The following is a 13,256-nucleotide window of genomic DNA, read 5'->3' as shown; positions in this document are numbered from 1 at the left end:
GGCTCCTTCAGTCTTGAATCCAGGGCAGGCCGTGGAAGCGCCAGCCGTCGCTTTTGCCGCGCTGCTGGCGCGCGTCGATCTCGCCCTCGAAGCCTTCGAGCACGTTGAACACATGGGCGAACCCGGCCTGCGCGGCCGCCTGGGCCGCCAGCACCGAGCGCTTGCCGCTGCGGCACAGCAGCAGGGCCACGGCCTCCTTGCCGCCGTGCGGGGCCAGGCGCGCTTCCAGCTCGCGGGCAAAGCGCGGGTTGCGCGTCAGGGCCGTGCGCGTGGCCCAGGGCACGTGCAGGGTGCCGGGCACCTTGCCGACGAACTTGCGTTCCTCGGCCGTGCGCACATCGACCAGCACGGCCTGGCCGGCCTGCACCAGCGCCCAGGCCACGGGCGGGCGCACGCCGCCTGCGTGGCCCAGCCCCTGTGCGCGGGCGTGGTCCTGTGCCTCCTGCAGCGCCCGGGACAGGGCGGTTTCCAAAGTGAGGGCTGTCATGTCGTCGTCCTTGCGGAGAGTTCGCGGGTTGGTGGCTATGGGCACCAATCTAAGAACTTCGCGGCAAGCCACCAACGAACAAGAGCGGCGTTTGATAGAAGCAAAACGTCTATGAAGGCGCCGCGCGGCGCCATGCCCGGTTCGGGCGATCAGGCCGTCAGCAGCCGCTGCAGCATCCACAGGTTCAGCGACACCACCAGGGCCGCGCAGCCCCACAGCACCGCCGACATCCTTGGGCCAAAGGCCAGCTCGCCCAGCGTCTTGCGCCGCGTGGTGAACAGCAGCAGCGGCACGATGGCAAACGGCAATTGCAGGCTCAGCACCACCTGGCTGAACACCAGCAGGGCGCTGGCGCCGGTGCTGCCGTACCAGGCGGTAGCCACCACGGCGGGCACGATGGCGATGCAGCGCGTCAGCAGGGCGCGCAGCGCGGGCGACAGGCGGATCTGCAAGAAGCCTTCCATCACGATCTGCCCGGCCAGCGTGCCCGTGACCGAAGAACTCAGCCCCGAGGCCAGCAGCGCCACGCCGAACACCGCGCTGGCGATGCCCACGCCCAGCAACGGGGACAGCAGGTGGTAGGCGTCCGACAGCTCGGTCACCGGCGCCTGGCCGGGCCGGTTGAACGCGCCGGCCGCCACCACCAAGATGGCGGCGTTCACGAACAGCGCCAGACCCAGCGCCACCGTGGAGTCCAGCGTGGCCAGGCGGATGGCCTGGCGCGTGCCCTGGGGCGTGGTGTCATGCCGGCGTGTCTGCACGATGGACGAATGCAGGTAGAGGTTGTGCGGCATCACCGTGGCCCCCACGATGCCCACGGCCAGGTACAGCATCTGCGGATTGGCCACGATCTCCATGCCCGGCAGCAGGCCGCGCAGCACGGCCGCCACGGGCGGCTGCAGCCACACCAGCTGGGCGGCAAAGCACAGGCCGATCACTGCCACCAGGGCGATCACCACCGACTCCAGGCAGCGAAAGCCCCGGCTTTGCAGCGCCAGGATCAGCATCACATCCACCACCGTGATGCATACCCCGGCCACCAGCGGCAGGCCGAACAGCAGGTTCAGGCCGATGGCCATGCCCAGCACCTCGGCCAGATTGCAGGCCACGATGGCGATCTCGCAGAAGAACCACAGCACCAGGTTGATGCGCGGGGAAAACTGCGCGCGGCAGGCCTGGGCCAGGTCCCGCCCGCTGGCCAGGCCCAGGCGCACGGCCGCCGCCTGGAACAGCATGGCCATCAGGTTGGAGGCAAAGATCACCGCCAGCAGCGAGTAGCCGAACTGCGAGCCGCCCGCGATGGAGGTGGCCCAGTTGCCCGGGTCCATGTAGCCCACGGCCACCATGTAGCCGGGCCCGGCAAACGCCAGCACGCGGCGCGCGCTGTCCGAGCGGCTGTCGCCGCGCGGCACGGCAATGCTGCGATGCACCTGCGGCAGGCTGGGCGTGCCCGCGTGGCCGTGGTCCGGCTCGATGGCGCCTAAGCGGCCCTGTTCGGCCGCAAGCACGGTGTCGTTCATGGGGGCCTTTCCGCCGGCGGGGGCACGCGGTTGCAGGGTGGGATGCCTATCGGGCCGTCGGCACCAGGCCGCTGGCGGGTGCCATGGCTGAGGCGGCGGGTGCGGCATCAGTGCCTGCGCCGCGCCACAGCGCCACGAGATCTGCGGTCACGATGACCGCGCCGGCCAGCAGAATCAGGCTGCCCACGCAGCGGCGCGCCACGGTGGAAGGTTTCAGGCGCCGCGGCGTGCGGCCCGGCGTGTGAGCCGGCGTGCGGGGGGCGGATGAGGAAGGCAGAAGGGACATCATGGCAACTCCTTGGCAGGGGAACGCTTGTCTCGGGCCAGCCCCGGGGAAGCCCGCGTGCCCCGGCCGGTGCGGGGCAGGCGGGCGGTCCGCGTCAGGCGTAGGTGCTGCTCATCACCAGCGAGCCGTTCACGCCGGACGGGAAGAACCCGCCCTTGGTCGCCGTGTCCTTGGTCAGGTACACGATGTTCAGCACGTCGCCCGGCGAGCGGCTGTAGGCGATGCCGTTGGCATCCAGCGGCACGATGTTGGACGTGGTGGCATCCCCCGTGATGCCCTGGTCCACGTCGGTGGAGCCGTCCAGGCTGTCGCGCGCATCCGAGATGGCGCCGGCCGCCGTGCGCAGCGCGGGCGTGGCCAGTCCCTTGGCGTACAGCACCGTGCGCACCAGGCCTGCGTGGTAGGCCTCGGCGGCCAGGATGCCGGCGGCTGCCTCCAGATAGGTCTTGTTGGTGATCAGCGGCGATGCGCCCTTGTAGGCGGTGACGCCCACGTCCTCGAAGATGAAGGCCCCCAGCAGGAAGTTCTCGTCACTCGCATAGGGATCGAAGGCCGTGCCCGCGCCCACCAGCCCGGCCGCTCGCGCGGCCACCGAGAAGGCGCCGTTCGGGTCGGTTCCGCCGATGTCGATCTGCGGCTGCGCCACCGCGGCCGAGCCCAGCGCCGCGCGCAGGAAGGCCACGTGGGCGATCTCGTCCTGGGCGATCTCCTTGGCGTACTGCGCCACCACGGGGTCCTTGAAGGCCACGGCACGGCCGCCCGTGATGGCCCCCTGCGTGCCCACGCCCGACTGCAGGTTGGCGGGCAGGCCGGTGCCGAACACCGCGTAGTGATAGAACTGCGACTCCAGATACTCCAGGTTGAGGGCGAAGTTCAGGATCTCCGCATCCGTGGGCCCGTTGGCCTGCGCATTCGCATCGCCCCCGCCGCCGCCGCAGGCGGACAGGATCACCCCGCCCGCCATGCCCACGGCCACGCCGCTGGTCTTGCGGAAGAACTGGCGCCTGTCCTCCAGCTTCTTGGCACGTTTTTGCAAAACCCCGATCAACACTGATTCGTCGGACATGATGGTTCCTCTCGGTTCGCGGCAGGCGCGAACGGTCAACGTGAAGAATGTGCCTCCGGCCGAAAGCACACGGGTGTGGCGAAAGCGCGTTCCACTGAAGAGGTGGCCACCTGCTCCAGGGGAATGGGATGCGTCCCCGCTATCCGGCAGTACGCAGGCCGCGCAGGTCTGGATGTGCCGCAATTGAAAGCGCAGGTAACGGTTTGCGGATGCAGCCGTTTCTTTTTCTTTTTTGAATCCAGACCCCGCTGCGCTGCGTATCCAGATCAGCCGGAATCGTTCGGCTTGTCATCAACCCGCTAGGAGCATTCCATGGTCTCGATTCAAAACACCCGCAAGCTGGCCTCGTTCGGCCTGGCCATCGTGATGTCGGCTGCCTCCGTGGCCGCCATGGCCGATGTGATGGTGGGCGGCGCACCCATGCTGCCGTCCAAGGACATCATCGACAACGCCGTCAACTCCAAGGACCACACCACCCTGGTCGCAGCCGTCAAGGCGGCGGGCCTGGTCGATACGCTCAAGGGCCCGGGTCCGTTCACCGTGTTCGCGCCCACCAATGCCGCCTTCGAGGCCCTGCCCGCAGGCACGGTGGACACCCTGCTCAAGCCCGAGAACAAGGGCACGCTGACCACCGTGCTGACCTACCACGTGGTGGCCGGCAAGTGGGATGCAGCGGCGCTGTCCAAGATGATCAAGGACGGCAAGGGCATGGCCAACATCAAGACCGTCAGCGGCGGCACGCTGGTGGCCAAGTCCAGCGGCTCCAAGATCATGCTGACCGATGAAAAGGGCGGCATGGCCACGGTGACCATCCCCGACGTCTACCAGTCCAACGGCGTGATCCACGTGATCGACAAGGTGCTGCTGCCCAAGTGAGCGGCACAGGCAGCGAGCGGGCCGGCCACTGACCGCCGTGGTCAGTGGCCGGAGCCTTGCGCCTTCGCCATGCGCCTTGCGGGCGCTCCGCCATAGGTCGATCCCGCATAGATGGTCGCCAGCGTCAGCGCCATGCCGGCCAGCGCCATCGGCGTGGGCCGGGCGGTGAAGAACAGCACGTCGATGGCATAGGTGCCTATGGGCTCGGCCAGCAGGATGAGGCCGGCCAGCGAGGCCTTCACATGCGGCACGGCCGTGCTCACCATGAGCCAGGCCACGCCCTGCACCAGCAGGCCGTACAGCAGCAGCGTGCCGAAATCGGCTGCGCCGGCAATGGCCAGCGATTCGCCCTGCAGCCATGCGGCGGCCAGCAGGCAGGGCGCGGCGGCGGCGCACAGCACGGCCATGTTGACGGCCGGATGCGTGGCGTGCGGCGGGGTCTGCCCCTTCTTGATGAAGACCACGCACAGCGCATAGGCCGCCGCCGAGGCCAGGCCCAGGGCCACGCCCAGCCAGTGCTCGGACGCCGAATCCGGGCCTGAGGCCACGGGCAGCCCCGCGCCCGACACCATGAGGATGCCGGTGGCCGCCAGCACCAGCGCCACGAAGTAGACGACCGTGATCCGCTCGCGGAACACCGCCCAGGCCAGCCCCGCCAGAAAGAACGACTGGCAGTTGGTCAGGATGGCGCCCAGGCCCGGCCCCACCATGCGTATGCTCTTGTGCCACCAGTACAGGTCCAGCGCCAGCGCGGCGCCGGCCAGGCAGGCGTACAGCAGGGCCTGGCGCGTCATGCGCCAGCGCAGGCCCCGCCACAGGGCATAGCCGGCCAGCCCCAGGCCGCCCAGCAGCATGCGGTAAAAGCCCATGGCGCTGGTGCCCATGCTGCTGAAAGCCACGGCCACGCCGGACAGGCTCAGGATCAGCCCGCCCACGGCCAGCAGCGCCAAGTAGCTTGTCTTTCCGTTCATGCGCATGGCCCCGTCACGCTTGCCGGTCGGCGGCATTGCGCCGCCGGTATTCGAGCTGGCGTGCCGTCTCGGCCGCGATCTCCGCGCCCAGCAGGCGCTCCACCAGGTGCAGGGCCATGTCGATGCCCGCCGCAAACCCGCCCGAGGTGACGATGGCGCCCTCATCGATCCACAGCCTGTCGGCGCTCACGCGGGCAGCCGGCGCAATGGCGCGCAGGTCTTCCGTGTCCTCGAAGTGCGTGGTGGCCTCGCGCTGGTCCAGGAGCCCCGCCCGCCCCAGCAGGAAGGAGCCCACGCAGACGGAGCCCGTCACCTCGCTGCTGCCGGCCACCTGCCGCAGCCAGGCAGCAACCTCGGGCGCGGCCAGTTCGGCCTGCAGGGCGCCGCCGGCCACGATCAGCAGGTCCAGCGGGGGATGGTCCTGCAGGCTGGCCTGTGCCTGTATGCCCACGCCTTCGCGCGTGCGCACGGCGGCGCCGCTGCGGCTGATCACCACGGGCTGAAACGGGGGCGAGGCCGCCAGCCCGCGCCGCACCGCCACGCGCGCGGCCACGTCGAACACCTGCAAAGGCCCTGCAAACTCCAGCAGCACCACGCCATCAAAGACGAAAAATCCAACGGTCCGGGTCTTCATCCACCACTCCTGTCTGTCGAGGAGTGGCAGCTTAGGCAGGCCGCAGCGCGCGGTCTTGGACGGAATTGATCAGGCCGGGCCGCTCAAGGCCGCTCAAGGCCGCATGGCCTGGCGGTACTGCGAAGGCGCCACGCCGTGCGCGCGGCGGAACCAGTTGGAGAAATGGCTCTGGTCGTAGAAGCCCAGCGACAGTGCCACCTCGCTCAGCGCCAGCGTGCCGCGCAGCAGGCCGCGGGCGCTTTCGGCGCGGCGGGCCTGGTGGTAGGCATGGGGGGTGATGCCGTAGCGGCGGCTGAAGCTGCGGATGGCGTGCTCGGGACTGAGCCCGCAGACGGCGGCCAGCCGCGCGGCGCCCAGCTCCTGGTCCGCATGGGCATCGATGAACTCGCGCAGCAGCGCCGCGCTGGCGCCATCGGGCGCATGCGGCCGGCCGGGGCTGTGCACCACGCGGCGCAGCAGCGCCAGCAGGGCCTCGTCGGCGGCCAGGCCGTCCTGCGGGCCTTGCAGCAACTGCCGGGCGCAGGCCCGGGTCTGCGGGTCGCGCAGGCTGACGGCGTCGAACCAGCCATCGCGCACGCCCAGCAGCGCGTGCATGCGGGCGGGCTCGACATGCAGCATGTCGTAGGTCCAACCCTGCTCGCCGCCCGGGCGCCCGTCGTGGATCTCGCCGGCGTTGAACAGCGCGATATCGCCACCCGTGAACTCGCGCTCGGCGCCCCGGCTCCAGCACAGCTCGCGCCCGCCGTGGATGACGGCAATGCCCATGGTGTCGTGGAAGTGGCGCGGATAGCGGTGCTGCACGGCATGGCCGCTGAGGATTTCCACGCCGCCCAGCGCGCAGTGGCGGCGGTAGGTCAGGGCGCGTTGGGGGCGCTTGCCGGGTATGGGCGCGGCCATGGCCGGTCTCAATCCGCGCCGGGGGCCGCTGCCGGCGTCCTGGCCTGCGCGGCCAGCTTGGACAGCCGCCAGCGCGTCAGGTCGTCCGCGCCGGGGCCGGCCTCCACGCGCAGCTCGGAAAAAGGCACGCTCTGGCCCGACTCCTCCTCCACCAGCGCCAGCCGCAGGGGCGTGCCCGATTGCGCACGCACAAAGCGCATGGGCGGCTGGGCCTGCTGCTGCAGGCGCCACCGGTCGCCGACCTGGGCCAGCGCCTGGATCACCAGGGACAGGTCGCGGCCCTTGGGCGTGAGCAGGTACTCGTAGCGGTCCGGGCCGCTTTGGTAGAGGCGGCGCTCGACCAGGCCGGACTGCTCCAGCTGGCGCAGGCGGTCGGTCAGCGTGGCGTTGGTGATGTCCGTGGACTTTCTCAGGTCGTCATAGCGGCTCAGGCCCAGCATCAGGTCGCGCAGCACCAGCATGGCCCAGCGGTCGCCTACGGCCTCCAGCGTGGTGGCGATCGAGCAGGCCATGCCCTCGAAGCTCTTGGATCGCATGGAATTCCTCGTTGTCTGTTCGCGTTGTCGCAGGCCTGGAGTGTCTCAGCAAAACGCAAGCCCGGCCCGCAAAGGTGGATTGCGTGCTTGTAGCTCTAATGATTGAAGTTTATAGTTGAAGCCACTTTCAACCACCGCTTGATCCAAGCAAGGACTTCTCCCATGAGCACGCATCAAGGCACCGCCGTCGTCACTGGCGCCTCCTCCGGCATCGGCGCCGTCTATGCCGATCGCCTGGCCGCACGCGGCCATGACCTGATCCTGGTCGCGCGCCGCCTGGACCGGCTGCAGGCGCTGGCACAGCGCCTGCGCGACGACCATGGCCGCCAGGTCGAGGTGGTGGCGGCCGACCTGGCCGACGCCGCCGGCCTGCAGCGCGTGGAGGCCCTGTTCGATGGGCAGCGCGACATAGCCATGCTGGTCAACTGCGCCGGCCTGGGCGCCCTGGGTCCGGCGGCCCAGGTGGATGCGCGCGAAGTCGACCGCCTGGTCATGGTCAACATCCATGCGCTGACGCGGCTGTCGCTGGCGGCAGCGCGGCTGTTCGCCACGCGCGGCCGGGGCACGCTGATCAACATCGGCTCCATCCTGGCCCTGATGCCCTTGCCGGGCGCCTCCAGCTACAGCGCCTCCAAGGCCTATGTGCTGAGCTTCACGCGCTCGCTGCAGGCCGAGCTGGCACCCAGCGGCGTCACCGTGCAGGCCGTGATGCCCAGCCTGGTGCGCTCGGAGTTCTTCGGGGGCAAGCCTTCTCCTTTTCCCGAGCACCTGTTCATGTCGCCCGAGACCCTGGTGGACACGGCCCTGGCGGCGCTGGACCAGGGCGAGGCCATCTGCTTTCCCACGCTGGGCAGCACGACCGCCTGGCTGGACTTTGACCAATCGCGCGCCAATCTCGTCAAGGCGTTGACGCTCAGCGGCGTGCCGGCGGCGCGCTACCAGGCTGCGGATGCAGGCCAGCCGGCCTGACGGCCGCGCTGCGTCGCCACCCCGGATTCCCATACTCCTCTTTTTGCCCCCGGAGAAAGCCATGCCCCTGTGGAAGATCTACCACCCCGAAAACGCCTTCAGCGATGAAGACAAACAGGCCATCGCCCAGCGCATCACGGCCGTCTACGGCGACCTGCCGCGCTTTTACGTGGGCGTGGTGTTCGAGGCCGTGGCGCGCACTTCGTTCTTCATCGGCGGCGAGCCTGCGGATGATTTCGTGCGCATCTCCGTGGACCATATCGCGCGGCAGATCCGCGACGAGGAGACCAAGACACGGTTCCTCGAAGGCGTGCGGCGGCAGCTGTCCCCCTTCATTGCCGACCGTGGCCTGCGCTGGGAGATGCATGTGGACGAGACACCCTTCAGCCTGTGGAGCATCCAGGGCCTGCGCCCGCCCGTGCCGGGCACGCCCGAGGGGGAGAAGTGGCGCCTGGACAATCGGCCCTCTCCCCTCTGAGGACCTGCCTGCACCTCAGCGCAGCGACAGCCCCGCCGACTGGATCGCGCGGGCGTAGCGCGGGCGCTCGCTTTGCAGGCTCTGGCCCAGGTCGGCCGGGGAGCCGCCCGCCACCTTGAAGCCCATGTGCTCCAGCTGCGCGCGCACATCGGGGGCCTGTAGCACGGTCTGCAGGTCGCGGTTGATCTTGGCGACGATGGGCGCGGGCGTGCCGGCCGGCGCGAAGTAGCCCTGCCAGCTCTCCACCGAGAAGCCGGGCACGCCGGCCTCGGCCATGGTGGGTACCTGGGGCAGGGCGTCGGAGCGGTAGGGCGTGGTCACGGCCAGGGCGCGCAGCTTGCCGGCGCGCACGTACTCGGTCACGGCGGCCAGCGTGATCAGCGTGGCGTCGGTGTGGCCGCCCAGCACGTCCAGCGCGGCGGGGCCACCGCCCGGGTAGGGGATGTAGTTGACCTTGGCGCCCGTCTCCTGCGTGAGGATTTCATGCGCCACATGGGCAATGCCGCCATTGCCGGGCAGGCCCAGGCTGATGCTTTGCGGCTTGGCCTTGGCGCGGGCCAGGTAGTCGCCCAGCGTGTTCAGGCCCGTGCCGGGGTTGACCACCAGCACCTGCGGATTGACCACGGCCTTGATGATGGGCGTGAAGGCCTTTTGCGTGTCGTAGGGCAACTGGGCGAACAGCAGGCCGTTGAGCGTGAGGCCCTCGCCCTGCTGCAGCAGGGTGTAGCCATCGGGCGCGGCCTTGGCCACCTTGGCCGCGCCGATGGTGCCGCTGGCCCCGGCCACGTTCTCCACCACCACCGACTGGCCCCACAGCGCGGCCAGCTTGTCGGCCAGCGTGCGCGTGAGCTTGTCGGCGCTGCCCCCGGGCGCCACGGGCACGATGATGCGCACCGGCTTGTTCGGAAAGCTGTCGGCCGAGGCCAGGGCCGCAGGCGCGTGCAGGGCCAGGGCGGAGAACAGGGGAAGCAGCAGTGCGCGCAGCGCAGACGGGGTGCGGATCATGGGAATGCCGGAGTGCAGAGAGTCGATGCCCGCAGTCTGGGAGGCTCCTGGCGCGGCGTGAACTAAGCATTGCGGCTATGCATATGCGGCTGCCGCACAACGTGCGTCACGCTTGCGCCACGCATGCGCGCGCAGTGCCCAAAGCTCATATCCATATCTGCAATGCGTCGTTGGCGCCGGGGCGGGAGAGGCCTAACTTCGTGTCCTCCCGCGAACTTCCTCCCAGGCACTCCCATGACACAGACCCATCTCTCCATCGACTTCAGCGGCAGCGACGTGGCCAGCCGCCGCGCAGCCGCCATCACCGGCTTCATCGCCACGGCCCGGCGCCTGCTCCCCGATCCCGAGCGGGCCACGCCCGAGCAACTGCAGGCCGTGGCCCGCGAGCTGGAGGCGCTGGGCCTGCAGCGCGAACTGTTCCCGCACGCGCACTTCCCCGTCTCGGCCAGCAACCCGGCCCAGGTCTACCGCCTCAGCGAAGACCTGGGCGGGCGCTATGCGCTGTACCTGTCCACCGGCCTGCCGGGCAAGTCCCAGCCGCCGCATGACCACACCACCTGGGCCATCATCGCGGGCGTCGAAGGCGTGGAGCGCAACGTGTTCTTCACGCGCAGCAAGACCGACGACCCGCTGCGCGACACCCTGGCGGTGGGGCGCAGCGTCGATGTGGGCAGCGGAACCTCGGTGGTGCTCACGCCCACCGACGTGCACACCATCGAGCTGATCGGCGAGGAGCCCGGCCTGCACCTGCACTTCTACGGGCGCGGCCTGGAGCGCATGCCCGAGCGGGTGGTCTTCGAGAGCCTGGAGGGTGGCAGCTTCCGCACCTTCGGCCCGCCCAAGTCCATTCGCCATGCGCTGGTCACGCCCGCCGCGCTCCGGCAGGCCCTGGCCGATGGCGAGGAAATCGCCGTGCTCGACGTGCGCGAGGCCGGTGTCTTCGCGCACCGCCACCTCCTGTTCGCGGCGCCCGCCCCGGCCTGGCGGCTGGAGCAGCTCATCGACCGCCTGGTGCCGCGTCGGGGCACGCGCATCGTGCTGGTGGACGCAGACGGCTCCCTGGCCCATGAGGCTGCGGCCAAGCTCGTGCGCCTGGGCTGGCCCAATGTCTCCGTGCTCGAAGGCGGCACCGAAGGCTGGGCGGCCGAGGGGCTGGAAATCTTCAGCGGCACCAACGTGCCCAGCAAGGCCTTCGGCGAAGTCATCGAGCATGAAAAGCACACGCCCTGGATCACCTCGGACGAGCTGGGCGCGCGCGTGCAGCGCGGCGACAACATCGTCGTCGTCGACAGCCGCACCCCCGAGGAATTCGCGGCCTTCAGCCTGCCCTTTGCGCTCAGCGTGCCGGGGGCCGAACTGGTCTACCGCATCGGCGAAATCGCCCCGGACCCGCAAACCCTGGTCGTCGTCAACTGCGCGGGCCGCACGCGCTCCATCGTGGGCGCGCAGACCCTGATCGACGCCGGCATCCCCAACCCTGTCGTCTCGCTGCGCAACGGCACCATGGACTGGCTGCTCACCGGCCGCAGGCTCGCCCATGGCCGCCGCACCCCGCTGCCCGAGCCCGGCGCCGTCGCCCTGGCCACCGCCCGCGAGCGCGCAGCCAGCGTGGCGCAGCGCGCGGGCGTGCAATCCATTGATGCGGCCGAACTGGCCCGCTTCGAGTCCGAAGCCACCGAACGCACGCTCTACCGCTTCGACGTGCGCACCCGCGAGGAATACCAGGCCGGCCACCTGCCCGGCTGGCGCTGGGCGCCGGGCGGCCAGCTCGTGCAGGCCACCGACGAATACGCGGCCACGCGCGGCGCACGCATCGTGCTGGCCGACTGGGACGGCGTGCGCGCCCTCACCACCGGCGCCTGGCTGGCCCAGCTGGGCTGGGAAGTCTTCACCTACGTTCCGCCCACGCTGGCCACCCTGGAGGTCGGCGCCGAACCCGTGCGCGTGCTCGCCTCCCACGCGCCTGCGCCGCAGCTGTCCGTGCAGCAGGCGCAGGAGCTGCTGGGCGAAGGCCGGGCCATCGTCTTCGACGTGGACAGCCGGCCCGCTTTCGAGAAGCAGCACATCGCCGGTGCGCGCTTTGCCGTGCCTGATCGTCTGCCCTCCTTCGTGCAGGCCCTGCCGCCAGCCCAAGTGGTGGTGCTCACCTCGCCGGACGGCGTGCTGGCGCGCAGCGTGGCGGCCGAACTGGCGGCGCGTACGGGGCGCGATGTGCGCTCCGTCGTCGGCGGCACTTCTGCCTGGGCTGCTGCCGGGCTGCCGCTGGGGCAGGGGGATGCGGATGTGCTGACGGGGGATGATGACCAGTGGTACAGCCCTTATGCGCATCGGGATCTGGGGTTGAGGGATGCGGGGTTTCGGGCTTATCTGGATTGGGAGTTGGGGTTGGTTGAGCAGTTGGAGCGGGATGGGTGGGCTTCTGAGATTCGGCTGGTGCCTGCTGTTTGAGTCTGGCTCTGGGTCTGCTTTTTGTCCCTGCCGGGTGGTTGTTTTTCGAGGCCGGGTTTCGGCCCGGCGGCCGACCTACTTTCTTATCGCGCGATAAGAAAGTAGGCAAAGAAGCGCGCCCCAAACTGCCCACGACCCTTCGCTTCGCTGCGGGCGACCTGCGTTGGGCGGGATGCGGGGTGTGCCGCAGAACTCGCTTTGCGCTTCGCGCGCCGCTCAAACAACTGCGGCAAGTCAGATGACGAAGCAGCCCTGTCCTTCGGCAGGGCTGCCACCCCGCATCCCGCCCAACGCAGGCGTGGGCAGAAGGGGGGAGGCTGGGGAACAGCCAATAGCCAACAGCCGGAAATGCAAAACAGCCGATGCGCCATTGTTGCGCTCGGCTGTTTTGCATGCTGCTTCAGACTTCGGGTTTGGCGGTGTTGCGCAGAAGATAGATCTCGTCTTCCACGTAGGTGGCAAGCCGTTCGGCGCTGTGCTGGATGGTGCGCAAGGCGTTGGTCACCACGTCGGTATCGCGCATGCCGTCGGGCGATAGCAGCCACGCCTGGGCAAGCTGGGAGATGGAAGAGACCTCGTTGCAGCTCATCTGGACCATTCGGTTCACCTCGGTGATGGAGAAGTTCAGCTGCGTAGCTCTGGCGCTGGTGGATCGTGTTTCCTGCTTCATGGCCTGACCCTCCGTGTGATGGTGAGGGTTGCGAGGCTTATGGACGCTGTATGCATGGTTGCGTGCTCCGTTGCGAGTCTTCAGTCACCAACGCATGTTCTTACGCATGAGCAGGTGGACGGGATGTTAAGAACACGTGCAACGCCGTGCGGACATCCTTGCGGGTAGCCCCATCCCGTCCAAAACTGATGGACGTGGGAATGCCCCACGATCCGAAGTATTCAGACGCGACAAGGCCTCTCTGATGGGGAGGCCAGCACCAGCTGCGATCGGTGTTCTTACGCACCAGCCCCTGAACAGGGGGCCGGTCGAAATGATAGAGGCTTTGGACGACAAGCGCGCTCAAAAAAAGGCCGAGCGCAGCGACGGCCCGGGCAAACTCCCCGTATGTCAGCGCCTGCGGCGTGGTGGTT

The 13,256-nt window shown here is 69.2% G+C and carries 14 protein-coding genes; 4 read left to right on the top strand and 10 right to left on the bottom strand.

Features of this window, described 5'->3' with window-relative positions:
* Positions 1 to 7: 7 nt before the first annotated feature.
* From ACF8ML_RS04775 to ACF8ML_RS04760, 4 genes are all read right to left on the bottom strand, one after another.
* Positions 8 to 487, bottom strand: a complete 480-nt coding sequence (locus ACF8ML_RS04775; RefSeq protein WP_392406470.1) for a rhodanese-like domain-containing protein — start codon at positions 485 to 487, stop codon at positions 8 to 10.
* A gap of 149 nt (positions 488 to 636) precedes the next feature.
* Positions 637 to 2,007, bottom strand: a complete 1,371-nt coding sequence (locus ACF8ML_RS04770; RefSeq protein WP_392406468.1) for an Nramp family divalent metal transporter — start codon at positions 2,005 to 2,007, stop codon at positions 637 to 639.
* Between the two features lie 46 nt (positions 2,008 to 2,053).
* Positions 2,054 to 2,296, bottom strand: coding sequence for a hypothetical protein (locus tag ACF8ML_RS04765; RefSeq protein WP_047327846.1), 243 nt, complete (start codon positions 2,294 to 2,296; stop codon positions 2,054 to 2,056).
* Between the two features lie 91 nt (positions 2,297 to 2,387).
* Positions 2,388 to 3,359 carry a ferritin-like domain-containing protein gene (locus ACF8ML_RS04760; protein WP_392406467.1) on the bottom strand — a complete coding sequence of 324 codons (972 nt, stop codon included), beginning with the start codon at positions 3,357 to 3,359 and terminating at the stop codon, positions 2,388 to 2,390.
* A gap of 312 nt (positions 3,360 to 3,671) precedes the next feature.
* On the opposite strand from ACF8ML_RS04760, the gene ACF8ML_RS04755 reads away from it, so the two are divergent.
* Entirely contained in the window at positions 3,672 to 4,235 is a 564-nt protein-coding gene (locus tag ACF8ML_RS04755) for a fasciclin domain-containing protein (RefSeq protein ID WP_047327844.1), read from the top strand.
* A gap of 41 nt (positions 4,236 to 4,276) precedes the next feature.
* On the opposite strand, the gene ACF8ML_RS04750 is transcribed toward ACF8ML_RS04755, so the two are convergent.
* From ACF8ML_RS04750 to ACF8ML_RS04735, 4 genes are all read right to left on the bottom strand, one after another.
* Complete coding sequence (locus tag ACF8ML_RS04750) at positions 4,277 to 5,206, bottom strand: DMT family transporter (RefSeq protein WP_392406466.1); 930 nt, start codon at positions 5,204 to 5,206, stop codon at positions 4,277 to 4,279.
* A 13-nt stretch (positions 5,207 to 5,219) separates the two neighbouring features.
* Complete coding sequence (locus ACF8ML_RS04745; protein WP_034397168.1) at positions 5,220 to 5,840, bottom strand: GlxA family transcriptional regulator; 621 nt, start codon at positions 5,838 to 5,840, stop codon at positions 5,220 to 5,222.
* Between the two features lie 93 nt (positions 5,841 to 5,933).
* Positions 5,934 to 6,737, bottom strand: a complete 804-nt coding sequence (locus tag ACF8ML_RS04740) for an AraC family transcriptional regulator (RefSeq protein WP_034397167.1) — start codon at positions 6,735 to 6,737, stop codon at positions 5,934 to 5,936.
* Between the two features lie 8 nt (positions 6,738 to 6,745).
* On the bottom strand, positions 6,746 to 7,273 hold the full coding sequence (locus ACF8ML_RS04735) for a helix-turn-helix domain-containing protein (protein WP_047327842.1): 528 nt from the start codon (positions 7,271 to 7,273) through the stop codon (positions 6,746 to 6,748).
* 162 nt (positions 7,274 to 7,435) lie between these two features.
* Between ACF8ML_RS04735 and ACF8ML_RS04730 the strand changes: the two genes are divergently transcribed.
* Entirely contained in the window at positions 7,436 to 8,242 is an 807-nt protein-coding gene (locus tag ACF8ML_RS04730) for an SDR family oxidoreductase (protein ID WP_046241455.1), read from the top strand.
* A gap of 61 nt (positions 8,243 to 8,303) precedes the next feature.
* Entirely contained in the window at positions 8,304 to 8,720 is a 417-nt protein-coding gene (locus ACF8ML_RS04725; protein ID WP_013800576.1) for a tautomerase family protein, read from the top strand.
* A 15-nt stretch (positions 8,721 to 8,735) separates the two neighbouring features.
* On the opposite strand, the gene ACF8ML_RS04720 is transcribed toward ACF8ML_RS04725, so the two are convergent.
* Entirely contained in the window at positions 8,736 to 9,725 is a 990-nt protein-coding gene (locus tag ACF8ML_RS04720) for a tripartite tricarboxylate transporter substrate binding protein (RefSeq protein WP_016450776.1), read from the bottom strand.
* Positions 9,726 to 9,959: 234 nt separating this feature from the next.
* Here ACF8ML_RS04720 and ACF8ML_RS04715 point away from each other — a divergent pair, with 234 nt between their 5' ends.
* Entirely contained in the window at positions 9,960 to 12,173 is a 2,214-nt protein-coding gene (locus tag ACF8ML_RS04715) for a rhodanese-like domain-containing protein (protein ID WP_392406465.1), read from the top strand.
* Positions 12,174 to 12,573: 400 nt separating this feature from the next.
* Here the strand turns inward: ACF8ML_RS04715 and ACF8ML_RS04710 are convergent, their stop codons facing one another.
* Positions 12,574 to 12,843: a hypothetical protein gene (locus ACF8ML_RS04710; protein WP_047327834.1), complete on the bottom strand. Its 270-nt coding sequence runs from the start codon at positions 12,841 to 12,843 to the stop codon at positions 12,574 to 12,576.
* Positions 12,844 to 13,256: the final 413 nt, after the last annotated feature.

Origin of the sequence: Delftia sp. WSY_10 (assembly GCF_043104705.1) — a bacterium.
GTDB lineage: Bacteria > Pseudomonadota > Gammaproteobacteria > Burkholderiales > Burkholderiaceae_C > Comamonas > Comamonas tsuruhatensis.
The sequence above is the reverse complement of the archived record's forward strand: the minus strand, read 5'-3'. Positions and strand labels throughout refer to the sequence as shown.

Excerpts from the sequence above, each read along its gene's own strand:
- ACF8ML_RS04775 (WP_392406470.1), bottom strand. The coding sequence starts at position 487 with ATGACAGCCCTCACTTTGGAAACCGCCCTGTCCCGGGCGCTGCAGGAG.
- ACF8ML_RS04770 (WP_392406468.1), bottom strand. The coding sequence starts at position 2,007 with ATGAACGACACCGTGCTTGCGGCCGAACAGGGCCGCTTAGGCGCCATC.
- ACF8ML_RS04765 (WP_047327846.1), bottom strand. The coding sequence starts at position 2,296 with ATGATGTCCCTTCTGCCTTCCTCATCCGCCCCCCGCACGCCGGCTCAC.
- ACF8ML_RS04760 (WP_392406467.1), bottom strand. The coding sequence starts at position 3,359 with ATGTCCGACGAATCAGTGTTGATCGGGGTTTTGCAAAAACGTGCCAAG.
- ACF8ML_RS04755 (WP_047327844.1), top strand. The coding sequence starts at position 3,672 with ATGGTCTCGATTCAAAACACCCGCAAGCTGGCCTCGTTCGGCCTGGCC.
- ACF8ML_RS04750 (WP_392406466.1), bottom strand. The coding sequence starts at position 5,206 with ATGAACGGAAAGACAAGCTACTTGGCGCTGCTGGCCGTGGGCGGGCTG.
- ACF8ML_RS04745 (WP_034397168.1), bottom strand. The coding sequence starts at position 5,840 with ATGAAGACCCGGACCGTTGGATTTTTCGTCTTTGATGGCGTGGTGCTG.
- ACF8ML_RS04740 (WP_034397167.1), bottom strand. The coding sequence starts at position 6,737 with ATGGCCGCGCCCATACCCGGCAAGCGCCCCCAACGCGCCCTGACCTAC.
- ACF8ML_RS04735 (WP_047327842.1), bottom strand. The coding sequence starts at position 7,273 with ATGCGATCCAAGAGCTTCGAGGGCATGGCCTGCTCGATCGCCACCACG.
- ACF8ML_RS04730 (WP_046241455.1), top strand. The coding sequence starts at position 7,436 with ATGAGCACGCATCAAGGCACCGCCGTCGTCACTGGCGCCTCCTCCGGC.
- ACF8ML_RS04725 (WP_013800576.1), top strand. The coding sequence starts at position 8,304 with ATGCCCCTGTGGAAGATCTACCACCCCGAAAACGCCTTCAGCGATGAA.
- ACF8ML_RS04720 (WP_016450776.1), bottom strand. The coding sequence starts at position 9,725 with ATGATCCGCACCCCGTCTGCGCTGCGCGCACTGCTGCTTCCCCTGTTC.
- ACF8ML_RS04715 (WP_392406465.1), top strand. The coding sequence starts at position 9,960 with ATGACACAGACCCATCTCTCCATCGACTTCAGCGGCAGCGACGTGGCC.
- ACF8ML_RS04710 (WP_047327834.1), bottom strand. The coding sequence starts at position 12,843 with ATGAAGCAGGAAACACGATCCACCAGCGCCAGAGCTACGCAGCTGAAC.